This is a genomic window from Bordetella bronchiseptica, assembly GCF_900636925.1.
GTDB lineage: Bacteria > Pseudomonadota > Gammaproteobacteria > Burkholderiales > Burkholderiaceae_B > Bordetella > Bordetella pertussis.
Genome location: NZ_LR134326.1, coordinates 482,261 through 502,156 on the forward strand (window position 1 = coordinate 482,261; position 19,896 = coordinate 502,156).

A 19,896-nucleotide genomic window follows, 5' to 3' on the forward strand; every position below is an offset into this window, starting at 1 on the left:
GGTCAGGCGTCCTGCGAAACCGGCGCGCGCTGGTGCCAGTCGGTGACTTGTTGATAGCGGTCGGCCAAGGCCAGCAAGCGGCCTTCGTCGAAGTAATTGCCGATGATCTGCAGCCCCACGGGGCGGCGGCCGTCCTGGCCGCCGAAGCCGCAGGGCACGGACATGGCCGGCAGGCCGGCCAGGCTGACGCCCAGCGTGTAGACGTCGGCCAGCCAGTCGGCGGTCGGGTCGTCGCGGTTGTCGCCGATGTTCTTGGCGACGGTGGGCGACACCGGCCCCATGATGACATCGCACTGGTCGGCGAAGGCGCGCTGGAAGTCCTGGGCGATCAGGCGGCGCAGGCGCTGCGCCTGCAGGTAGTAGGCATCGTAGTAGCCGTGCGACAGGACGTAGGTGCCGATCAGGATGCGGCGCTTGACTTCGTCGCCGAAGCCTTCGGCGCGCGAGCGGCTGATCATCTCGTTGAGATCGCCGTACTGGGCGGCGCGGTGGCCGTAGCGCACGCCGTCGTAGCGCGCCAGGTTGCTCGAGGCCTCGGCGGGCGCGATGACGTAATAGGCGGGGATGGCCAGTTCGGTGCGCGGCAGCGACACGGGCACGCGTACCGCGCCCAGCTGTTCGAACTGCGCCAGGGCGGCTTCGACCGCGGCGGCCACGTCGGGGGCCAGGCCCGCGCCGAAGTATTCCTGCGGCACGCCGATGCGCAGGCCCTTGAGCGGCTGGCTGCCGGCCGCGTCGTAGCCGGCCTGGGCGGCGTCGTGGCCGCGGCGCACCCGGCCGCTTTCGTTGGCCTGGCCGTCGCAGGCCTGCAGGCTGGTGGCGTCGCGCGGGTCGAAGCCGGTCATGACGTCCAGCAGTTCGAGCAGGTCGCGGCTGCTGGGCGCCAGCGGGCCGGCCTGGTCCAGGCTGGAGCCGAAGGCGATCATGCCGTAGCGCGACACCGTGCCGTAGGTGGGCTTGATGCCGCTGACGCCGCACAGGGCGGCGGGCTGGCGCACCGAGCCGCCGGTGTCGGTGCCGGTGGCCGCGGCCACCAGGCGGGCGGCCACCGCGGCGGCCGAGCCGCCCGACGAGCCGCCGGGCACCGCCCGGGTGTCCCAGGGGTTGCGCACCGGGCCGTAGGCCGAGTTCTCGTTGCCCGAGCCCATGGCGAACTCATCGCAGTTCAGCTTGCCCAGCGATACCGCGCCGGCCTCGGCCAGGCGCTCGACCACGGTGGCGTCGAACGGGCTGGCATAGCCGGCCAGCATCTTGCTGCCGGCGGTGGTGCGCCAGCCGCGGGTGACGAAGGCGTCCTTGTGGGCGATGGGGATGCCCGCCAGCGGGCCGGCCGTGCCGGCGGCCAGGGCGGCGTCGGCGGCGCGGGCCTGCGCCAGCGTGAGCTCGGGGTCGATGTGCAGGAAGGCGTTCAGGCCGCTGGCGGCCTGGGCGGCGTCCAGGCCGCTTTGCGCCAGCTCGACCGCGCTGACCTGGCGTCGGGCCAGGGCGTCGCGCAAGGCGGCAATGCCGCCGAATTCGGTATGCAGGGCGGATTGGGTCATGACTATTCGATTACTTTCGGGACCAGGAACAGGCCGTCGGCCGATTCGGGGGCGTTGGCCAGCAGTTCGGCGCGGCGCGCCTCGGTGGCCTGCTCGCTGACGGCGTCCTCGCGCAGGCGCAGGGTGATGTCCTCGTGGGCCGACAGGGGATGCGCGAGCGGCTCGACGCCCTGCGTATCTACGGCCTGCAAGCGCTCGATGAGGTGCAGGATGCCGTTGAGTTCGGCCTGGGCCCGGCCACGCTGGTCGGGGGTCAGTTCGATGCGGGCCAGCCGGGCGATGCGGGCCACGTCTTGTTCGTTGAGCGCCATGGAATACCGGAAAAAAATCGAGGGCGTAGCGGAGGAAGGGAACCTGGCAGTATGCACAGGCCGAAGGCGTTACAAAGCTTGAATAGGCCGCATTTATGCGCTATTTCCGGGGAAATTATAAGTTATGATTCACGGTTTAATCGTTGCGGTCGGGCCAGCCTCCTGTCAGTCGAGGCGGCGTCGGCGTTCCCGCAGCATGCCTCCCCACTCCTGAATCTAGCTGAGCTCCCATGTTCGGATTCCTGCGCAGTTACTTTTCCAGCGATATGGCGATCGACCTCGGTACCGCCAATACGCTGATCTACGTCCGCGGCAAGGGCATCGTGCTGGATGAACCCTCGGTCGTCGCCATCCGCCACGAAGGCGGTCCCAATGGCAAGAAAATCATCCAGGCCGTCGGCCACGAGGCCAAGCAGATGCTGGGCCGCGTTCCCGGCAACATCGAAGCCATCCGCCCCATGAAGGATGGCGTGATCGCCGACTTCACCGTCACCGAGCAGATGCTCAAGCAGTTCATCCGCATGGTGCACCCGCGCAATATGCTGGCCCCCAGCCCGCGCATCATCGTCTGCGTGCCGTGCGGCTCGACCCAGGTCGAGCGGCGCGCCATCCGCGAGTCGGCGCTGGGCGCCGGCGCCTCCCACGTCTACCTGATCGAAGAGCCCATGGCCGCGGCCATCGGCGCCGGCCTGGCCGTCTCGGACGCCAGCGGCTCCATGGTGGTCGACATCGGCGGGGGCACCACCGAAGTGGCCGTCATCTCGCTGGGCGGCATGGTGTACAAGGGCTCGGTCCGCGTCGGCGGCGACAAGTTCGACGAGGCCATCGTCAACTACATCCGCCGCAACTACGGCATGCTGATCGGCGAGCCCACCGCCGAACTCATCAAGAAGGAAATCGGCTCGGCGTTCCCCGGTTCCGAAGTGCGCGAAATCGAGGTCAAGGGCCGCAACCTGGCCGAAGGCGTGCCGCGCAGCTTCACGGTCTCGTCCAACGAGATCCTCGAATCGCTTACCGATCCGCTCAACCAGATCGTCTCGGCCGTCAAGATCGCGCTCGAACAGACGCCGCCCGAGCTGGGCGCCGACATCACCGACAAGGGCATTGCCCTGACCGGCGGCGGCGCGCTGCTGCGCGACCTGGATCGCTTGCTGCAGGAAGAAACCGGCCTGCCGGTGGTGGTGGCAGACGATCCCTTGACCTGCGTGGTGCGCGGCTGCGGCGAAGCGCTTGAGCATCTTGAGAAACTCGGCGCCATCTTCATCAACGACTGAGCCTGTCTCGCGGCCCGGCGGCCTGCACGCAGCAGGCCGGCGCGGCCCGCGAAGCAGCTGCGGGCAGGCAGGCCCGGGCTGATTATCCATGCAACGACAAGCGACCCCTCCGCTGTTTCGGCGCGGCCCGCCGGCCGAGGTGCGGCTGGCCGTGCTGGTCATCCTGGCGCTGGCCCTGTTGATCGTGGATTCCCAGCTGCGCGTGCTCGAACCGGTGCGGCGCGCCGTGTCGGTGGCGCTGTATCCCTTCCAGCGCGCCGTCATGGCGCCGCGCGACCTGGTGCAGCAGGTCGACGAATGGATCAACGCCGCCAGCCTCATCCGCAGCGAGAACGAAGCCTTGCAGCGCCAGCGCATCGAGCTGGCCCAGGTGGCCACGCACGCGGCGCAGCTGGCCGCCGAGAATGCCCAGCTGCGGCGTCTGCTGGGCGTGACCGACACGGTGGCGCAGTCTGCGGTGGTGGTCGAAGTGCTGTACGAGCCGCCCAACGCCTTTCACCAGCGCCTGGTTTTCAACAAGGGCGCCAAATCGGGCCTGGCGCCCGGCATGCCGGTCATCGACGAGGGCGGCGTGGTCGGCCAGATCGTGCGCGTCACCCCCATGACCGCCGAAGCCGCCCTGGTCACCGACGAGCGCGTGTCCATCCCGGTGCAGGTGCTGCGCAACGGCCTGCGGCTGATCGCCTTCGGCGCCAACACCCCCGGCGTGATCGAGGTGCGCTACCTGGCGGCCAACGCCGACATCAAGGTCGGCGATACCATAGTCACCAGCGGCGTGGGCGGCCTGTTCCCGGCCGGGCTGCCGGTGGCCAAGGTCGCCTCGGTCGAACGCGACACCGCTTCGGGTTTCGCGCGCGCCCTGGGCGAGCCATTGGCGCATCCCGAGCGCTACCGCCATTTCCTGGTCCTGCAGGTCGATGTGGACCAGGCCGAATCCAACCGCCAGGAGGCCGATGTCGATGGAGCGGACTAAGGTTTCCGTCCCGGCTCGACGCAAGCTGGGTACGCCCAGCAACGTCGAGCCCGAACGCCTGGCGCGCCCCGCGCATGGCGTCTTCGTGTGGGGCACGGTGCTGCTGGTCTGGCTGCTGTCGCTGCTGCCCTGGCGGCAATGGCCGGGCTCGCCCGACGTGCTGGTGCTGGTCATCGCATTCTGGTGCGTGCACGAACCGCGCCGCGTCGGCCTGCTGACGGCCTTCGTGTTCGGGCTGCTGCTCGACGTCCACGACGCCGGCCTGCTGGGCGGCCATGCGCTGTCCTACACCTTGACGGCCTACGGGGCGATCGCGCTGCATCGCCGCCTGCAGCGCTTCGACCTCTGGAGCCAGGCCATGCACATGCTGCCCGTGTTCTTCCTGGCCCAACTGGTCACGCAGATCATCCTGGCCTGGCTGGCGGGCAAGTGGCCGGGCTGGCAATGGGCCGTGAGCGTCGGCCTGACCGTCGCCATCTGGCCGCTGGCCGGCTGGGTGCTGCACATGCCGCAGCGACGCTACGACGACGTCGAATCTTCCGCCGTCTGATCCGGGCGGACGCATGTTCGAATTCAAGAAAACCGGCCAGCAGCAGAAGCAGCGCTTTCGCCTGCGCGCCTGGGTGGGCGGCCTGTTCGCGCTGGCCTGCTTCGGCGTGCTGGCGGGCCGGTTCTGGTACCTGCAGGTCGACCGCTACGAGGGGTTTTCCGAGCGGGCGGACAGGAACCGTATCGCCGTCGTGCCCATCCCGCCGCGGCGAGGCGAGATCCTGGACCGCAACGGCGAAGTCCTGGCGCGCAACTATCGCACCTATACCCTGGAGGTCGTGCCGGCCCAGGCCGGCAACCTGGACCAGCTGTTCGATCGCCTGGCGCGGGTCGTGTACATCAGCCCGTCCGACCAACGCCGCTTCAAGCGCCGGGTGGGCGAATCCAGCCGCTATGCCAGCCTGCAGCTGCGCAACAACCTCAACGACACCGAGGCCGCCTGGTTCTCGGCGCATTCGTTCGAGTTCCCGGGCGTCGAGCTGCGTGCGCGCTGGGTGCGCGAATATCCGCAGGGCGAGGCCGCGGCGCACGTGGTCGGCTTCATCGGCCGGATCGCCGAGAACGACATCGAAGAGCTGGACAAGGCCGGCCAGCTGGGCAACTACCGCGGCACCGACGTCATCGGCAAGAAGGGCATCGAGAAAACCTGGGAAGCCGCCCTGCATGGCCGCACCGGCCTGGAAGAGGTCGAGGTCACGGCCGGCGGACGCCCCATGCGCACCTTGCGCCGCATCGACCCGGTGCCGGGCTCGGACATCATGCTGTCGATCGACCTGGAGCTGCAGAAGCTGGCGGAACAGGCCTTCGAGGGGCGGCGCGGCGCGCTGGTGGCGCTCGATCCCGATACCGGCGAAGTCCTGGCGTTCGTTTCGCAACCCTCGTTCGATCCCAACCTGTTCGTCGACGGCATCGACGTCGAGAATTGGCGCCGCCTGAACGAGTCGCCCGACCATCCGCTGATCAACCGGCCGCTGTACGGCACCTATCCCATCGGCTCGACCTACAAGCCGTTCGTGGCCCTGGCCGCGCTGGAGCTGGGCAAGCGGCGCGCCACCGACCGCATGCCCGATCCGGGCTATTTCGAGTTCGGCGGCCAGAAATTCCGCAACGCCGGCGGCGCCGCCTATGGCATGACGGACATGCACCGCGCCATCGTGGTGTCGTCCGATACCTATTTCTATTCGCTCGGCCCCGAGATCGGCGTGAACGCGCTGCACGATTTTTCCAAGCAGTTCGGTTTCGGACAGATCACCGGCATCGACCTGGAGGGCGAGAAGGCCGGGGTGCTGCCGTCCACCGAATGGAAGCGCAAGGCCTACAAGGATCGCGATCGCCAGCGCTGGTATGCCGGCGAAACGATTTCCGTGGCGGTCGGGCAGGGCTACAACTCGTTCACGCTGCTGCAATTGGCGCAGGCCACCTCGACCCTGGCCAACAGCGGCCTGTATCGGCGTCCGCACCTGGTGCACGCGATTCGCGACTCGCGCTCGGGCTCGGTCAACCCGACCGAGATTGCGCCCGACTACCGCATCCCGCTCAAGCAGGAGAACGTCGACGTGATCAAGCGCGCCATGGCGGACGTGGTGCGCGCCGGCACGGCGCGGCGCGCCTTCGCCGGCGCGCCCTACCAGGCCGCCGGCAAGACCGGCACCGCGCAGGTGTTCAGCCTGCGCGGCGGCCAGTATCGCGCCAGCGCCATCGACGAGCGCTTGCGGGACCACGCCTTGTTCATGGGGTTCGCGCCGGTCGAGCAGCCGCGCATCGCCGTGGCCCTGATCGTGGAGAACGCCGGCTGGGGGGCCAGCGCCGCGGCGCCCATCGCGCGCACCCTGTTCGATAATTGGCTCGGCCGGGCCGACGCGCCGTCGGTGGTGCGGGCCGGCGCCAAGCCGGTCGCCGCCGAGCCCGAGGCCGCCGCCCTGGAACTGGGCGCCACCGATGGCCCCATGCAGGAGCGCCGCCAATGAAACGCCTGGGCCTGATCCTGCTGCGCGTGTTCACCGCTTTCGACTGGCCGCTGCTGCTGATACTGATCCTGTTCACCCTGTTGGGGCTGACCGTCATGCATTCGGCGGTAGGCAGCACCGATTGGCGCTTCGCCGAGCAGTCGCGCAATTTCCTGATCGCCTTCGCGGCCATGTGGGCGATGGCGCTGGTGCCGCCCAATACGCTGATGAAGCTGGCGTTGCCCTTCTATGTGCTGGGCGTGATCCTGCTGCTGGGAGTGGAGTTCTTCGGCGAGACCAGCAAGGGCGCGACGCGCTGGCTCAACCTGGGCGTCACGCGCATCCAGCCGTCCGAGATGATGAAGATCGCCGTGCCCATGATGCTGGCCTGGTACTTCCAGCGCCACGACGGGGCAGTGCGGATCCGCGACTTCTTCGTGGCCGCCGCGATGCTGGCCGCGCCGTTCGTCCTGATCGTGCTGCAGCCCGACCTGGGCACCGCGCTGCTGGTGTTCGGCGCGGGATTCTTCGTCATCTATTTCGCGGGCCTGTCGTTCAAGCTGCTGGTGCCCTGCCTGCTGGCCGGCATCATCGCCATCGGCACGCTGATCTACTACGAAGACCAGCTGTGCGAGCCGGAGGTCGACTGGGTGGTGCTGCACGACTACCAGAAGCACCGCGTCTGCACCCTGCTCAATCCCAGCTCGGATCCGCTGGGCAAGGGCTTCCATACGATCCAGTCCATGATCGCGGTGGGGTCGGGCGGCCTGTACGGCAAGGGCTACATGCAGGGCACGCAGACACACCTGGACTTCATCCCCGAGCGCACCACCGACTTCATCTTCGCCGTGTACGCCGAGGAGTTCGGCCTGTATGGCGGAGTGGCGCTGCTGGTGCTGTACGGCCTGTTCATGGCGCGCGGCCTGGCGATCGCCTCGCGGGCCTCGTCGCAGTTCGGCCGCCTGCTGGCCGGCGCCATCACGATGATGATGTTCATCTACGTGTTCGTGAACGTCGGCATGGTGACCGGCATCCTGCCGGTGGTGGGGGTGCCGCTGCCTTTCATGAGCTATGGCGGCACCGCCTTGCTGACCATGGGCATTGCCTGCGGCATCCTCATGAGCATCAGCCGCCGCCGCCCCGCGCCGGCCTGAGGCGGCGGCCGGGGAAGGGGCGGCTTCAGGCGCGCGGCAGGGCGTCGGCCGCGCCCAGGTCCTGCGCCAGCTTGGCCAGGCTGTCCCAGATGGCGCCTTCGAACTCGATGGCCTCGGCATGGCGCGCGCGGTTCATCGCCTCGTATTCGCCCGGATACTGCACGCGGTCCACGCCGGGTTGCGGCGGACACGCATGCAGGTAGTCGATGAAGGCGCCGACTTCCTGGGTGCGCCAATCGGCGTTGAAATCCACTTGCGGGTCCAGCAGGATGGCGAACATGTTGTTGGTCGCCACGCCATTGCGGGGATGTTCCGGCTGGATGGTGCCGCCGCCCGACAGCACGCCCGCCAGCAGCTCGGCGACCAGGCCCATGGCGTAGCCCTTGTGGCCGCCGAACGGCAGCAGCGCGCCGGGCGGGTCGGCGAACAGCGCGTTCGGGTCGTTGGTCGGGTTGCCCTGCGCGTCGATCAGCGCGCCGTCGGGGGCCGGCTCGCCCCTGGCCGCCAGCACGCGCGCCTTGTTGACCGCGATCGAGCTGGTGGCCATGTCCACCAGGAAGGGCGGGCGGCCGCCCGGCAGCGGGCCGGCGAAGCACAGCGGGTTGGTGGTCAGGCAGGCCTGCGCGCCGCCGTAAGGCGCCACCGTGGGCGGGCGGTTGACGACGTTGGTGAACGCCAGCAGGATCAGTCCGGCTTCGGCGGCCATTTCGCCGTAGTAGCCCATGCGCCCCAGGTGGTGCGTGCGGCGCAGCGTGACGATGCACTGGCCGTACTGGCGGGCCCGCTCGATGGCCTGCTGCATGACCGCCTTGCCGACGTGCTGGCCGAAGCCGTTGTCGCCGTCGAAGGCCAGCATGGCGCCGCGGTCGTTGAGCAGCCTGGCGCGGCCGTCGGCCTTGACGAAGCCTTCGGCCAGCACGCGGCGGTAATTGGGCAGGATGGACAGGCCGTGGCTGGTGTAGCCGACGCGGTCCGACTCGACCAGGTGCTCGGCGACGTCGCGGGCGATGTCGTCCGGCACCCCCTGGGCGGCCAGCAGGCGCTGGCCGAACGCGATGGCCTGGGCAATCGAGAGTTTCATGGCGCGCTCCTTACATCCAGCCCAGCCAGCGCCAGTACGTGACGCTCATCAGCAGCATGAGCAGGTAGCCCACGATGGTCAGCACGATGCCGACCTTGGCGAACTGCTTGGCGGTGAAGGTTTCGGTGCCCAGGGCCACCATGTTCTGCGGCGCGTTGATCGGCAGGATGAAACCGTAGCTCACCACGAAGCCGAGCAGCATGGTCATGCCCAGGCGGTTGAAATCGCCCGGCAGCGTCTGCAGCACCGCGATGAGGATGGGCAGCATCGCCGAGGTCAGCGCGGTGGCGCTGGCAAAGCCGAGGTGGATGAGGATCAGGAAGGCCGACAGGATGGCGAAGATGCCGAGCGGGCCGAGATGGTCCAGGCCGGTATGCGCCACGACCTGGGCGCCCAGCCATTGGCCGGCCTGGGTGGTCAGCAGGGCCGTGCCCAGGCTGATGCCCACGCCGAACACGATCACCGTGCCCCACGGAATGCGCGTCTGCACGTCTTTCCAGGTCATGACGCCAAAGCGCGGCAGCATCAGCAGCACCAGGCCGAAGTAGGTGGTGGAGGTCGTGTCGAACTTGTGCAACTTGCCCTCGGTGGACCAGAACAGCAGCAGCATGATCGAGACCAGCATCAGGCGTTTTTGCGCCGAGGTCATGGGGCCGAGTTCGCGCAGCGAGGCTTCGACGGCCTCCTTGCCGCCGGCGATGGCATCGCTTTCGGGCGGCAGCAGCCTGAGCACCACGAAGATCAGCACCGCGGACATCAGCAACGACCAGGGCACGCCGGCGATCAGCCAGTCGGACCACGCCACGCGTTCGCCCAGCATCTTGTCCATGAAGCCGACGGTCAGCAGGTTCTGCGCGGCGGCGGTCTGGATGCCGACGTTCCAGATGCTGGTGGCCTGGGCCACGATGATCATGATGCCGGCGGCGATGTTGGAGCGCTTGTCCACGCCGAAGGCGGCGATCACGCCCAGCATGATGGGCACGACGGCGGCGCTACGCGCGGTGGCGCTGGGCACGACCAGGCTGAGCACAATGGTGACCGCGATGGCGCCGAGCAGGATGCGCCGCGTGCTGGTGCCCACCCGGGCCAGCGTCACCAGGGCGATGCGCTTGTCCAGCCCGGTGAAGGTCATGGCGGCGGCGATGAACAGGGCGCCGGTGACCAGCGCCAGCGCCGAGTTGGAGAATCCGGTCAGCGCCATGCTGATGGCGGCCGACGTGCCATAGAGCACGTCGGGATTCTTGACGTTGGGCGCCGTGCCCAGCAGGAACGCCATCAGGGTGGTGATCATGATGGCGCTGGCTTCGTACGAGACGGCCTCCGTGATCCACACCACCACCGCGAAGGCCAGGATGGCAAGCATGCGGTGGCCGGCCGGCGGCAGCTCGGCCGGCAGCGGCAGCAGCAGCACCACCACCATGGCGATGATGCCGGCGATCAGACCTATCGGTATCTTGACTTTCGGGGGGGATTGCGGGGCAGGGACAGCGGCTGGCGCAGTCATTTGCTTCTCCGGTTGAGGTCAGATTTACGCAACAATCGTGACAGAACTGCGGAAAACCCGTATTGATGTGCATCAAGGCAACGTTTTGTTGCGCTTGTGGCGAAGGGGCGTTGGCATTATGCTGGCCGCCCTCTGCCCGCGGCAAGCCAGTACGCCTCGGGCCATGGCCGGCGTCACCGCGCGATTGCGCCGAACGCCGTGTAAGCCGCGACTCAGCCCAGCGCCAGCCGCAGATGTTCCTCCAGGTGGGTTGTGGGGGCGACGCGCCAGCCGCTTTGCGCATAGCGCAGCCAGCGGCCCAGCACCAGGTGCGTCAGCAGGCTGGCATGGGCCGCGATATTGGCGTCGGCCGGCAGCGCGCCGTCGGACACCGCCACCCGCAGGCACTGCTTGAGCGAGGCCTCGATGCGGTCGTTGATGTGGTTGATGCGCTCCTGCAGCCGGTTGTCCTCGGTCACCAGCGCGTCGCCGGTCAGTACGCGGGTGATGCCGCGATTGCGCTCGGCGAACGCCAGCAGCATGGCGACGGTCTTGCGCGCCTGGCCCATGCCATAGGGCTCGGAGACGGCGATCTGGTTGACCACCGTGAAGATGCTGGTTTCGATGAACTCGATCAGCCCTTCGAACATCTGCGCCTTGCTGGCGAAATGGCGGTACAGGGCGGCCTCGGACACCTGCATGCGCGCGGCCAGGGCCGAGGTGGTGATGCGTGCGGCGTGCGGTTGTTCGAGCATCTCCGCAAGCGTATGCAGGATCTGGGTCTTTCTCTCGCCGGGTTTGCTCGCCATGGAAGGGCCTAGGGGCAGGCTGACAGGAGGTGGAGTAGGGAACCCGTCGTCAGCCGCGCAGCGGGCGACGACGCAACAGCAAATCACTGACCGAGTTTACCCGCAAGTCCACATAGCCAGGGCGTTGGCGATGGCCGCGGGCGAACGGGGTTCCCGGATGGAATACGTGCACGGTGCGCAGGCCGACGCGCCGCGCGCTGCGCAGGTTGTCCAGCGTGTCTTCGATCAGCACGGCGCGCGCCGCCGGCACGCCCTCGCGCGCCAGCACGTAGCGCAGCAAGGCATCCGATGGCTTGGGCCGGAACTGGCCATGCATGCGCATCTGTTCGATGGCCCATATGCTGTCGAATTGCCGCAGCAGCCCCAGGTGGCGCAGCACCGCGCGGGCATAGTGCAGCGGCGCGTTGGTCAGCAGCACCTTGCGGCCCGGCAGCCGGCGCAGCTTGTCGGCCAGGGCGGTTTCGGCGCGCACCAGCGGCGCGACCTCGAAGTTGTGGCTGCGATGCAGGAACGCGTCGGCGTCCACGCCATGATGGCGCACCAGGCCGATGACGGTGGCGCCATAGCGCCGCCAGTACTCGGCGCGCAGCCGGTTGGCGGTGGCTTCGTCCACGGCCAGCGTCTCGGCCACCGCCTCGGTCATGCCGCGGTCGATGAGCGGGAAGATGGCGTGCGAGGTGTCGTGCAGCGTGTTGTCGAGGTCGAACAGCCACAGGCGCTCGGGCGCGGCCGTGGCGATGCGGCGCGAGCGGCGCAGGCGCGCCGCCGGCCGCAGCAGATACCGGCGCGCCTGCATCAATGCGAGCTGATCATCGTGCCCACGCCCTGGTCGGTGAGGATTTCCAGCAGCAGGCAGTGCGGCACGCGGCCGTCGACGATGTGCACCGAATTCACGCCATTCTTGGCCGCGTCCAGCGACGACGAGATCTTGGGCAGCATGCCGCCCGAGATCGTGCCGTCGGCGAACAGTTCATCGATGGTCTGGGCCGACAGGCTGCGCAGCAGCTTGCCGCCCTTGTCCAGCACGCCCGGCGTGTTGGTCATCATCAGCAGCTTCTCGGCGCCCAGCACCTCGGCCATCTTGCCGGCGACCACGTCGGCGTTGATGTTGTACGCGGTGCCGTCCTCGCCGTAGCCGATCGGGGAGATCACCGGGATGAACTGGTCATCCTGCAGCGCCTTGACCACCGCCGGCTCGACGCGCGTGATGTCGCCGACGAACCCGATATCCAGCGGCTGGCTGGGGTCGTCCTTGTTGACCATCAGCTTCTTGGTGGCCTGGATGAGCATGCCATCCTTGCCGGTCAGGCCGACGGCCTTGCCGCCGACCTCGTTGATCATCATGACGATGTCCTGCTGGACCTGTCCGCCCAGCACCCATTCGACCACTTCCATGGTTTCGGCGTCGGTCACCCGCATGCCTTGCACGAAGGTGCCCTGCTTGCCGATGCGGCGCAGCGCGTCGTCGATCTGCGGTCCGCCGCCGTGCACCACCACCGGGTTCAGGCCGACCAGCTTGAGCAGCACCACGTCGTGGGCGAAGCTGCGCTGCAACCGTTCTTCCGTCATCGCGTTGCCGCCGTACTTCACCACGATGGTCTTGCCGTGGAATCGTCGGATATACGGCAGGGCTTCGGACAGCACGGCCGCTTTGACAGCGGGAGACAGGACGGCGGCAGGGTCGGGGGTGTCGGTCATGGCAACAAATATACGGACTGAATATAAAAGTAGGATGAAAGGACAGCCAGGCGCCGGGCCACGGAGGGCAGCGCCAAGCCTACGGCCGATTGTAGTATTCGCTGCGGCCTTATGCGGCCAACCCATGTCCATATGCCCGACAAATAGCCTTCATTCAGGTACATTTGGGGGCGTTTTTGCAACGGCGGCGCCATTTTCCGCGCGCCAGGCCGGCATCCGGCCGGGGCCGAGGCCCGCGAACCACCCATCAAGAGGCTACATATGCGTATGAACTTTGTCCGGTCGGCCCTGCTGGCGTCGGCCTTCCTGCTGGCCGGCGGCGCCGCCCAGGCGGAAAAACTGGTCGTTGGCGCCACCCAGGTGCCGCACGCCGAGATCCTCGAGGTCGTCAAGCCGGCCCTGGCCAAGGAAGGCGTGGAGCTGGACATCAAGGTGTTCACCGACTACGTCCAGCCCAACCTGCAGCTGGCCGACAAGCAGCTCGACGCCAATTTCTTCCAGCACCAGCCGTACCTGGACACCTTCAACAAGGACCGCAAGACCAACCTCGTGTCGGTGGGCCTGGTCCATGTCGAGCCCTTTGGCGGTTATTCGAAGAAAATCAAGAGTTTGGCTGAGCTCAAGGACGGCGCCACCATCGCCATCCCGAACGATCCCTCCAACAGCGGGCGCGCCTTGCTGCTGCTGCAGAAGCAGGGGCTGCTCAAGCTGAAGGACCCGTCCAACATCGTCGCCACCCCGATCGACATCGCCGAGAACCCCAAGAAGCTGAAGTTCCGCGAACTGGAAGCCGCCATGCTGCCGCGTTCGCTCGATGACCTGGACCTCGCGCTGATCAACACCAACTACGCGCTGGAAGCGGGCCTGGTGCCCACGCGCGACGCCCTGTTCATCGAAGGCGCCGACTCGCCCTACGCCAACCTGGTGGCCGCCCGTCCCGACAACAAGGACGCCCCGGCGGTGAAGAAGCTGGTCAACGCCCTGCATTCGGAAGCGGTGCGCAAGTTCATCATCGAGAAGTACAAGGGCGCGGTCGTCCCGGCCTTCTGATCCTTTGGGTGCCTGTCCCTGCATGGGGACTGGCACCCGCGGAATTCTGGGTGCCTGTCCCCGCGGGGACAGGCACCCCGTCATACGCCAGAACGCTTGACGGCCAAGACGGTATCTGTCCCCGCGGGGACAGGCACCAGTACCCGGCCCCGCCGCTTACCCTGCCAGCGCCTTTTGCACCGTGGCCTGGAATTCGGCCTTGTCGTACTCGCCCAGGTAGCGCTTGATGATCTGGCCTTGCTTGTCGATGAGGAAGGCCGTGGGCGTGAGGCGGACGTTGCCGAACGCCTGGGCCAGCTCGCCGCTGGTGTCCAGCGCCACGGGGAACGGCAGCTTGCGCGTTTGCGCGAAGTTCAGCACGTAATTGGGCGGGTCGTAGTTCATCGCGACCGCGATGGTCTCGTAGCCTTGCGGGTGGTACTGGTTGTAGTTGGCGATGTTGTCGGGCATCTGCTTGACGCAGGTGACGCAACTGGTGGCCCAGAACTTCACCAGCACGACCTTGCCGCGCAGGTCCTGCATGGTGATTTTCTGGCCTTCGAGCGTGGTGAAGGCGACATCCGGCGCGGTCTGGGCCGGACGCCACATGAACCAGCCGCCAATGCCGGCGGCCACCGCAATGATCAGGACAAGCGCGATTTTCTTCATTTGATGGGTATGGCTTCGACGCCGTTGCTACCGCTGCCCGCCGGTGCGGCGCCGGATTCGATCGGCGCCTTCTGCGCGGCCGTACCATCAGACGAGCCCTCGCCGGATTTGGTTCCCGAACCCGACAGGCGGATGGCCTCTTCGCGGCTGATGGTCTCGAACAGCTTGACGACCCGGGCCACGCCGCCCACGCCCGCGGCCGCGTTGGCGGCGTAGTCGCCCTCGGCCTGGGTGACCTTGCCCATCAGGTAGACCACGCCGCGCGAGGTCGTCACCGAAATGGTGCCGGAAGGCACGTACTTGGTGTTGATCAGGGCCGTCTTGACCTTCGAGGTCAGCCAGGTGTCGTTGGAGCGGGTGCTGAAATCGGCCGCCGGGCCGACCGTCAGCTGGTTGGTGACCGCCTTGACGTTCTCGATCGACTGGGCGATGGCGGTGGCCTGCGCCTTGGCCTCTTCGGTCGGGGCGTCGCCCGTCAGCAGCACGTGGCCGCCGTACACCATGGCATTGACGCGGGCGGTGTTGCCCAGCTTCTGCGCGATCTGGCTTTCGGCCTTGAAGGCGATGTTCTGGTCTTCGAGCTGGACGCCGGAGGTGCGCCGGTCGGTGACGACGACCGCGGTGGTGGCTGCCGCGCCGCCGATGACCAGCGGGGCGCAGGCCGACAGCGTGAGCGCCGCGGCCGAGAGGGCGGCGGCCAGCAGCAGGGGACGGGCGGCGGTTTTGGCGTCGGGCATCATTCGGTGTCTCCTAGTAGAAGGGCGTCTATGCCGTCGCACAGGGCGTGCAGCAAGATGATATGGACTTCCTGGATACGCATGGTGCGATCGTGCGGCACACAGAGATGGACGTCGTGCGGGGTGATGAGTTCCCCCATGACCCCGCCGCCCTTGCCGGTCAGCGCGATGACATGCATTTCGCGTTCGCGCGCGGTTTCCATGGCGCGCACCACATTGGGCGAATTGCCGCTGGTCGAGATCGCCACCAGCACGTCGCCGGGCTGGCCCAGCGCATGGACCTGCCGCTCGAAGATCTCGTCGAATCCGTAGTCGTTGCCCACCGCCGTCATGATGGAGGTGTCGGTATTGAGGGCGATGCCGGCCAGGGGCAGGCGTTCGCGCTCGAAGCGGCCCACCAGTTCGGCGATGAAATGCTGGGCATCGGCGGCCGAGCCGCCGTTGCCGCATGCCAGAATCCTGCCGTTGTTGGCCAGGGCTGCGAAAAGCAGGTCTACCGCGGCTGCCAGGGGGGCGGCCAGCGCGTCCGCGCTTTGTTCGCAGAGCGCCATCGCATCGCGAAAGTGCGACGTCATGCGAGAGGTCATATCCATGGCGCGCATTATCTCACGCGCCAGCCCTGCGCATCCTGCCCGCGGCGCCCCTGCGCGGGGGCATGCTCGGCCAGCCAGAAGGCGCCGCGCAGCCAGTGCGGCCGGCCGGCCTCGAAGGCCACGACGTCGAAGCGCACCGGCGGCGGCGCGCCGGGCCAGTAGCGGCGCAGCAGCACGGGCAGCAGCAAGGCCGCCGCGCGCGCCAGGCGGCCCTGCTTGGACGCGCCGATGCTGGCCGCCGCGCCGCCGTAGCCGGCGTGGGCGCGCGCCCGCACTTCGACCAGTACCAGTACTTCGCCGTCGCGCATGGCGAGGTCGATTTCGCCGGCGCGGCAGCGCAGGTTGCGCGCCAGCGGCCGCAGGCCCTGCCTTGCCAGCCAGCGCAGGGCGGCGCTTTCGTAAGCCTGTCCGCGGCGCTGCGTGGGCGAGCCGCCGTCGCGGGCGCCGGGGCTTGCGCGCGGCGAGGCCGGCGGACGGCGATGCAGGCGGCGCTGGGCCTGGGCGGCGCGGGCGAAGGCCAGGTGGGTGGCGGTGTCGGTCATGGCGGTCGTCGCGAGGGGCGGTGCAGGGCTACACTGGCACAGTTTTCACCGTCGCAGCACCATGCAATGAATCAAGATGTCCTATCGCCGACCCCGGGCGACGCCTGGAGCCGGGTGGCCGACCGGGTGGCCGCGCAGCACTGGCCGGCGGCCACCTTGTACGTGATCGCCACGCCCATCGGCAACCTCGGCGACCTGGGCCTGCGCGCGTGGCAGGCGCTGGTGCGCGCCGACGTGATCGCGGCCGAAGATACGCGCGCCAGCCGCACGCTGCTGGACGCCTGGGGCGTGAGCACGCCGCTGATGGCGGCGCACCGCCACAACGAGGCCAGCGCTGCCCAGGCGATCTGCGAACGGTTGGCCCAGGGCCAGCGCGTGGCGCTGGTGTCCGACGCCGGCGCGCCGGCGGTCAGCGATCCGGGCGCGCGCATCGTGCGCGCGGTGCGCGAGGCGGGCTACGCCGTGGTGCCGGTGCCCGGCCCCAGCGCCGTGATTGCGGCGCTGATGGGCAGCGGAGCGACCTCGGACGAGAATCCGGCGTTCGCGTTCGCCGGCTTCCCGCCCGCCAAGGCGGTGGCGCGCCAGCGCTGGCTGCGCCAGTGGTGCGCGCTGCCGGCGCCGGTGGTGATGTTCGAGTCGCCGCATCGGCTGGCCGCCACGCTGGCCGACCTGCGCGAGGCCGGCGGCCCGGCCCGGCTGTTGACCGTGGCCCGCGAGCTGACCAAGCGCTTCGAGGAAATCGCCACGATGCCGCTGGGCGAGGCGGCGGACTGGCTGGCCGCCGACGCGCACCGCGGCCAGGGCGAATTCGTGCTGATCGTGCACCAGGCGCCGGGCGCCCAGGACGACGAGGCCGATCCGGCCGACCCGCGTACCGATGCGCTGCTCGACGCGCTGCTGGAGTCGCTGTCGGTGCGCGATGCCGCGCGGGTGGCCGCCAAGGTGACCGGCCTGGCGCGCGATGTGCTGTATGCACGGGCGCTGGCGCGCAAGGAGCAGCCATGAATCCGCCCAGCGAACAGGCCACGGATATCCTCTATTGCGACACCGATACGCCGCTGGGGCCGATGCGGCTGGCCGCGCGCGGGCAGGCGCTGTGCGGCGCCTGGTTCGTCGACCAGCGCGATTGCCCTGCCGCCGCGGGTTGGACGCCGGACGCCGCGCACCCGGCGTTGCGGCAGGCGGCCGCCGAGCTGGAGCAATGGTTCGCGGGCCGGCGGCGCGCTTTCGAGGTGGACATGCAGCCCGAGGGCACGCCATTCCAGCGCCAGGTCTGGCAGGCGCTGCTGGAACTGCCTTTCGGCGCGACCATCAGCTATGGCGAGCTGGCGCGGCGCGTCGGCCGGCCCAAGGCGGCCCGCGCCGTGGCCGGCGCGGTGGGCAGGAATCCGATTTCCATCCTGATCCCCTGCCACCGCATCATCGGCCATGACACATCGCTGACGGGGTTTGGCGGCGGGCTGCCGCGCAAGCAGGCGCTGCTGGCCCACGAGGGACACCGCTACCTGAGCCGCGCCGCCCGTGCGCGCCGGGTTTCCACCACGCAGATGGAACTGCCTTTCGGCGCGGCCTAGGGCGTGGCGCTGAGGCTGGGCAGGATGCCGGTGCGGTCGGCCACCGGCTGCACCGCGCCCAGCGCCGCTTCGCGCGTGGCGTAGGGGCCGATGCGTACGCGATACAGGTTGTTGGCCTGCTCGACCACCGCCGGCGGAATGCCGCTGGCCGGATCCAGTTGCCCGTTGATGCGGCTGACCAGCGATTCGGCGTTGGCCGGCTGGCTGAAGGCGCCCAGTTGCAGGTAGATGCCGCTGCCCGCGCCCGTGGCCGGGCGCGGCGGCGTCGGCGCGTTCGAGGCGAGCTGGGTCGCGGGGTGCAGCTCGACGGCGGCGGCCGCGCTGGGCGCGGCAACGGGCAGCGGTCCGGTGGCCGAGGCGGGCCCGGGCCGTGGCGCCGCCGCGCCGCCATTCATGGCGAGGATCTCGGCAGGCAGGATGCGCTCGACCGTGACGGGCCCGCTGCCCGGGCCGATGATGCCCAGCTTGTGGGCCGCCACATAGGACAGGTCCATGATGCGGTCGCTGTGGAACGGTCCGCGGTCATTGACCCGCACGATGACCGTGCGCCCGTTGATCTTGCTGGTGACGCGCGCGTAGCTGGGAATCGGCATCGTCGGATGCGCCGCCGTCATGGCGTACATGTCGTACGACTCGCCGTTGGAGGTCGAGTTGCCATGGAACTTCTTGCCGTACCAGGAGGCCAGGCCCTGCTGGCGAAACGGGCGTTCGCTGGTGTCGGGCACATAGCGCTTGCCGAACACCACATAGGGCCGGTTCGGGCCGCTGGCCAGCGGTTCGAGGCGCGGCGTCGCGTCGGGCACGTTGTCGAGGTTGGACGGCGGGTTGGCGTCGGGGCCGTCGTCCTTGTAGTAGCCGCCGCGTTTCTTGCCTGGCGTGGAGCAGCCTGCGATGGCCAGCGCCAGCAGCAGTGTCGACAGGAGGGCAAGCGGACGCGAACGGATCATGCGGGGTCGTCGGGCAGTTGGGTGCGGTGGCGCACCAGCAGCGGGTCGTGGTCGGAGAAGCGCCGCGCCAGTTGCTCGACCACGTATACCGAGCGGTGCTGCCCGCCCGTGCAGCCGATGGCGACGGTGAGGTAGTTGCGCGTGTCCTGCGTGTACTGGGGCAGCCAGCGGCGGATGAACGCGGCGATATCGTCGATCATCTGGGTCACGATATCGAAGCCGCCCAGCCAGGTGGCCACCGGTTCGTCGCGGCCGGTCAGGGGGCGCAGGGTGCGGTCGTAGTAGGGGTTGGGCAGGCAGCGCACGTCGAACATCAGGTCCGCGTCGCTGGGCACGCCGCGCTTGTAGGCGAACGATTCGAAAGTCAGCACCAGCGGCGGCCGGTCGGCCTGGATCAGGTCGCGGATCCAGGCGCGCAACTGGCCCGGCGTGAGATCCGAGGTGTCGATGACGTGTTCCTGGTCGCGCAGCGGCGCCATCAGCTCGCGTTCCAGCGCGATGCACTCGGCCAGCGACGGGGTCTTGCCGCCGCGCGCCAGGCGGTCGGTCAGCGGGTGGCGGCGCCGCGACTCGGAATAGCGCTGCACCAGCGTGTCGGTGTTGGCGTCGAGGAAGATCACGCTCAGGCTGGTGCCCATGGCGCGCGAGGCGGTGATGACATCGGGCAGTTCGGCCAGCTCGCCGGGTGAGCGCACGTCGATGGCGACGGCGACCCGTTCCATGGCGTCATCGCGGGCATTGGCGATGAATTCGGCCAGAAAGCGCACCGGCAGGTTGTCGATGCAGGTGAACCCCGCATCTTCGAGCAGGCGCAGGGCGACCGACTTGCCGGAGCCGGAAATGCCGGTAATAAGGACGACTCTCAACATGGCTGTGATTGTGGCATGGAATTCGATCGCCCGTGCGCGCCGGCCGGCATCTGCTATGGTCTCGGCTGCCGGATCTGCGCCTGTCCCGATGGCGGGCAGGCGGGTATCCTGGCAGTC

21 protein-coding genes are annotated in these 19,896 nt (G+C 68.6%); 8 read left to right on the plus strand and 13 right to left on the minus strand.

Going from position 1 to position 19,896, the window contains the following annotated elements; genetic code table 11:
- Positions 1-2: 2 nt before the first annotated feature.
- Positions 3-1,541 carry an Asp-tRNA(Asn)/Glu-tRNA(Gln) amidotransferase subunit GatA gene (gene gatA / locus EL288_RS02310; protein ID WP_010927141.1) on the minus strand — a complete coding sequence of 513 codons (1,539 nt, stop codon included), beginning with the start codon at positions 1,539-1,541 and terminating at the stop codon, positions 3-5.
- A gap of 2 nt (positions 1,542-1,543) precedes the next feature.
- On the minus strand, positions 1,544-1,852 hold the full coding sequence (gene gatC, locus EL288_RS02315; RefSeq protein WP_010929772.1) for an Asp-tRNA(Asn)/Glu-tRNA(Gln) amidotransferase subunit GatC: 309 nt from the start codon (positions 1,850-1,852) through the stop codon (positions 1,544-1,546).
- A gap of 230 nt (positions 1,853-2,082) precedes the next feature.
- Between gatC and EL288_RS02320 the strand changes: the two genes are divergently transcribed.
- From EL288_RS02320 to rodA, 5 genes are all read left to right on the plus strand, one after another.
- Entirely contained in the window at positions 2,083-3,126 is a 1,044-nt protein-coding gene (locus tag EL288_RS02320) for a rod shape-determining protein (protein ID WP_003815204.1), read from the plus strand.
- A gap of 88 nt (positions 3,127-3,214) precedes the next feature.
- On the plus strand, positions 3,215-4,099 hold the full coding sequence (mreC, locus tag EL288_RS02325; RefSeq protein ID WP_003815203.1) for a rod shape-determining protein MreC: 885 nt from the start codon (positions 3,215-3,217) through the stop codon (positions 4,097-4,099).
- Positions 4,086-4,649 (plus strand): rod shape-determining protein MreD, encoded by a 564-nt coding sequence (gene mreD / locus EL288_RS02330; RefSeq protein WP_003815202.1) that lies wholly within the window; start codon positions 4,086-4,088, stop codon positions 4,647-4,649. The genes mreC and mreD overlap by 14 nt, the downstream gene beginning before the upstream one ends.
- A gap of 13 nt (positions 4,650-4,662) precedes the next feature.
- Positions 4,663-6,615 carry a penicillin-binding protein 2 gene (mrdA, locus tag EL288_RS02335; RefSeq protein ID WP_003815201.1) on the plus strand — a complete coding sequence of 651 codons (1,953 nt, stop codon included), beginning with the start codon at positions 4,663-4,665 and terminating at the stop codon, positions 6,613-6,615.
- Positions 6,612-7,748: a rod shape-determining protein RodA gene (gene rodA / locus EL288_RS02340; RefSeq protein ID WP_003815198.1), complete on the plus strand. Its 1,137-nt coding sequence runs from the start codon at positions 6,612-6,614 to the stop codon at positions 7,746-7,748. Before mrdA ends, rodA begins: the two co-directional genes overlap by 4 nt.
- 25 nt (positions 7,749-7,773) lie before the next feature.
- On the opposite strand, the gene EL288_RS02345 is transcribed toward rodA, so the two are convergent.
- The 5 genes from EL288_RS02345 to argB all read right to left on the minus strand — a co-directional run bounded on the left by EL288_RS02345 (position 7,774) and on the right by argB (position 12,819).
- Positions 7,774-8,829, minus strand: coding sequence for an Ldh family oxidoreductase (locus EL288_RS02345; RefSeq protein WP_003815197.1), 1,056 nt, complete (start codon positions 8,827-8,829; stop codon positions 7,774-7,776).
- A 10-nt stretch (positions 8,830-8,839) separates the two neighbouring features.
- Positions 8,840-10,333, minus strand: a complete 1,494-nt coding sequence (locus EL288_RS02350; RefSeq protein WP_003815196.1) for a DASS family sodium-coupled anion symporter — start codon at positions 10,331-10,333, stop codon at positions 8,840-8,842.
- Positions 10,334-10,545: 212 nt separating this feature from the next.
- Positions 10,546-11,121: a nucleoid occlusion factor SlmA gene (slmA, locus tag EL288_RS02355; protein ID WP_010927138.1), complete on the minus strand. Its 576-nt coding sequence runs from the start codon at positions 11,119-11,121 to the stop codon at positions 10,546-10,548.
- A 49-nt stretch (positions 11,122-11,170) separates the two neighbouring features.
- Positions 11,171-11,917 (minus strand): pyrimidine 5'-nucleotidase, encoded by a 747-nt coding sequence (locus tag EL288_RS02360; RefSeq protein WP_003815194.1) that lies wholly within the window; start codon positions 11,915-11,917, stop codon positions 11,171-11,173.
- On the minus strand, positions 11,917-12,819 hold the full coding sequence (gene argB / locus EL288_RS02365; RefSeq protein WP_003815193.1) for an acetylglutamate kinase: 903 nt from the start codon (positions 12,817-12,819) through the stop codon (positions 11,917-11,919). Before argB ends, EL288_RS02360 begins: the two co-directional genes overlap by 1 nt.
- Before the next feature lie 261 nt (positions 12,820-13,080).
- On the opposite strand from argB, the gene EL288_RS02370 reads away from it, so the two are divergent.
- Complete coding sequence (locus EL288_RS02370; RefSeq protein WP_003815192.1) at positions 13,081-13,869, plus strand: MetQ/NlpA family ABC transporter substrate-binding protein; 789 nt, start codon at positions 13,081-13,083, stop codon at positions 13,867-13,869.
- A 156-nt stretch (positions 13,870-14,025) separates the two neighbouring features.
- On the opposite strand, the gene EL288_RS02375 is transcribed toward EL288_RS02370, so the two are convergent.
- The 4 genes from EL288_RS02375 to EL288_RS02390 are packed head-to-tail and all read right to left on the minus strand — an operon-like array spanning position 14,026 to position 16,389.
- The gene (locus EL288_RS02375; RefSeq protein ID WP_003815191.1) at positions 14,026-14,517 is read right to left on the minus strand and encodes a peroxiredoxin family protein; all 492 of its coding nucleotides are present in this window, start codon (positions 14,515-14,517) and stop codon (positions 14,026-14,028) included.
- Complete coding sequence (locus EL288_RS02380) at positions 14,514-15,257, minus strand: BON domain-containing protein (RefSeq protein ID WP_003815190.1); 744 nt, start codon at positions 15,255-15,257, stop codon at positions 14,514-14,516. Before EL288_RS02380 ends, EL288_RS02375 begins: the two co-directional genes overlap by 4 nt.
- A complete protein-coding gene (locus EL288_RS02385; protein ID WP_033446211.1) occupies positions 15,254-15,847 on the minus strand; it encodes a phosphoheptose isomerase in 594 nt (197 codons plus the stop codon). Before EL288_RS02385 ends, EL288_RS02380 begins: the two co-directional genes overlap by 4 nt.
- Positions 15,848-15,855: 8 nt before the next feature.
- Positions 15,856-16,389 (minus strand): YraN family protein, encoded by a 534-nt coding sequence (locus EL288_RS02390; RefSeq protein ID WP_033459016.1) that lies wholly within the window; start codon positions 16,387-16,389, stop codon positions 15,856-15,858.
- A 66-nt stretch (positions 16,390-16,455) separates the two neighbouring features.
- Here EL288_RS02390 and rsmI point away from each other — a divergent pair, with 66 nt between their 5' ends.
- Entirely contained in the window at positions 16,456-17,394 is a 939-nt protein-coding gene (rsmI, locus tag EL288_RS02395) for a 16S rRNA (cytidine(1402)-2'-O)-methyltransferase (RefSeq protein WP_033459014.1), read from the plus strand.
- A complete protein-coding gene (locus EL288_RS02400) occupies positions 17,391-17,963 on the plus strand; it encodes a methylated-DNA--[protein]-cysteine S-methyltransferase (RefSeq protein WP_003815185.1) in 573 nt (190 codons plus the stop codon). The genes rsmI and EL288_RS02400 overlap by 4 nt, the downstream gene beginning before the upstream one ends.
- Here the strand turns inward: EL288_RS02400 and EL288_RS02405 are convergent.
- Both EL288_RS02405 and rapZ read right to left on the minus strand, forming a co-directional pair.
- Complete coding sequence (locus EL288_RS02405) at positions 17,960-18,910, minus strand: septal ring lytic transglycosylase RlpA family protein (RefSeq protein ID WP_003815184.1); 951 nt, start codon at positions 18,908-18,910, stop codon at positions 17,960-17,962. The two genes, EL288_RS02400 and EL288_RS02405, sit on opposite strands and share 4 nt — an antisense overlap.
- Positions 18,907-19,779 carry an RNase adapter RapZ gene (rapZ, locus tag EL288_RS02410; RefSeq protein WP_003815183.1) on the minus strand — a complete coding sequence of 291 codons (873 nt, stop codon included), beginning with the start codon at positions 19,777-19,779 and terminating at the stop codon, positions 18,907-18,909. Before rapZ ends, EL288_RS02405 begins: the two co-directional genes overlap by 4 nt.
- Positions 19,780-19,896: the final 117 nt, after the last annotated feature.

Coding starts and splice junctions, on each gene's coding strand:
- gatA (WP_010927141.1), bottom strand. CDS start 1,541: ATGACCCAATCCGCCCTGCATACCGAATTCGGCGGCATTGCCGCCTTG.
- gatC (WP_010929772.1), bottom strand. CDS start 1,852: ATGGCGCTCAACGAACAAGACGTGGCCCGCATCGCCCGGCTGGCCCGC.
- EL288_RS02320 (WP_003815204.1), top strand. CDS start 2,083: ATGTTCGGATTCCTGCGCAGTTACTTTTCCAGCGATATGGCGATCGAC.
- mreC (WP_003815203.1), top strand. CDS start 3,215: ATGCAACGACAAGCGACCCCTCCGCTGTTTCGGCGCGGCCCGCCGGCC.
- mreD (WP_003815202.1), top strand. CDS start 4,086: ATGGAGCGGACTAAGGTTTCCGTCCCGGCTCGACGCAAGCTGGGTACG.
- mrdA (WP_003815201.1), top strand. CDS start 4,663: ATGTTCGAATTCAAGAAAACCGGCCAGCAGCAGAAGCAGCGCTTTCGC.
- rodA (WP_003815198.1), top strand. CDS start 6,612: ATGAAACGCCTGGGCCTGATCCTGCTGCGCGTGTTCACCGCTTTCGAC.
- EL288_RS02345 (WP_003815197.1), bottom strand. CDS start 8,829: ATGAAACTCTCGATTGCCCAGGCCATCGCGTTCGGCCAGCGCCTGCTG.
- EL288_RS02350 (WP_003815196.1), bottom strand. CDS start 10,333: ATGACTGCGCCAGCCGCTGTCCCTGCCCCGCAATCCCCCCCGAAAGTC.
- slmA (WP_010927138.1), bottom strand. CDS start 11,121: ATGGCGAGCAAACCCGGCGAGAGAAAGACCCAGATCCTGCATACGCTT.
- EL288_RS02360 (WP_003815194.1), bottom strand. CDS start 11,917: ATGCAGGCGCGCCGGTATCTGCTGCGGCCGGCGGCGCGCCTGCGCCGC.
- argB (WP_003815193.1), bottom strand. CDS start 12,819: ATGACCGACACCCCCGACCCTGCCGCCGTCCTGTCTCCCGCTGTCAAA.
- EL288_RS02370 (WP_003815192.1), top strand. CDS start 13,081: ATGCGTATGAACTTTGTCCGGTCGGCCCTGCTGGCGTCGGCCTTCCTG.
- EL288_RS02375 (WP_003815191.1), bottom strand. CDS start 14,517: ATGAAGAAAATCGCGCTTGTCCTGATCATTGCGGTGGCCGCCGGCATT.
- EL288_RS02380 (WP_003815190.1), bottom strand. CDS start 15,257: ATGATGCCCGACGCCAAAACCGCCGCCCGTCCCCTGCTGCTGGCCGCC.
- EL288_RS02385 (WP_033446211.1), bottom strand. CDS start 15,847: ATGGATATGACCTCTCGCATGACGTCGCACTTTCGCGATGCGATGGCG.
- EL288_RS02390 (WP_033459016.1), bottom strand. CDS start 16,389: ATGACCGACACCGCCACCCACCTGGCCTTCGCCCGCGCCGCCCAGGCC.
- rsmI (WP_033459014.1), top strand. CDS start 16,456: ATGAATCAAGATGTCCTATCGCCGACCCCGGGCGACGCCTGGAGCCGG.
- EL288_RS02400 (WP_003815185.1), top strand. CDS start 17,391: ATGAATCCGCCCAGCGAACAGGCCACGGATATCCTCTATTGCGACACC.
- EL288_RS02405 (WP_003815184.1), bottom strand. CDS start 18,910: ATGATCCGTTCGCGTCCGCTTGCCCTCCTGTCGACACTGCTGCTGGCG.
- rapZ (WP_003815183.1), bottom strand. CDS start 19,779: ATGTTGAGAGTCGTCCTTATTACCGGCATTTCCGGCTCCGGCAAGTCG.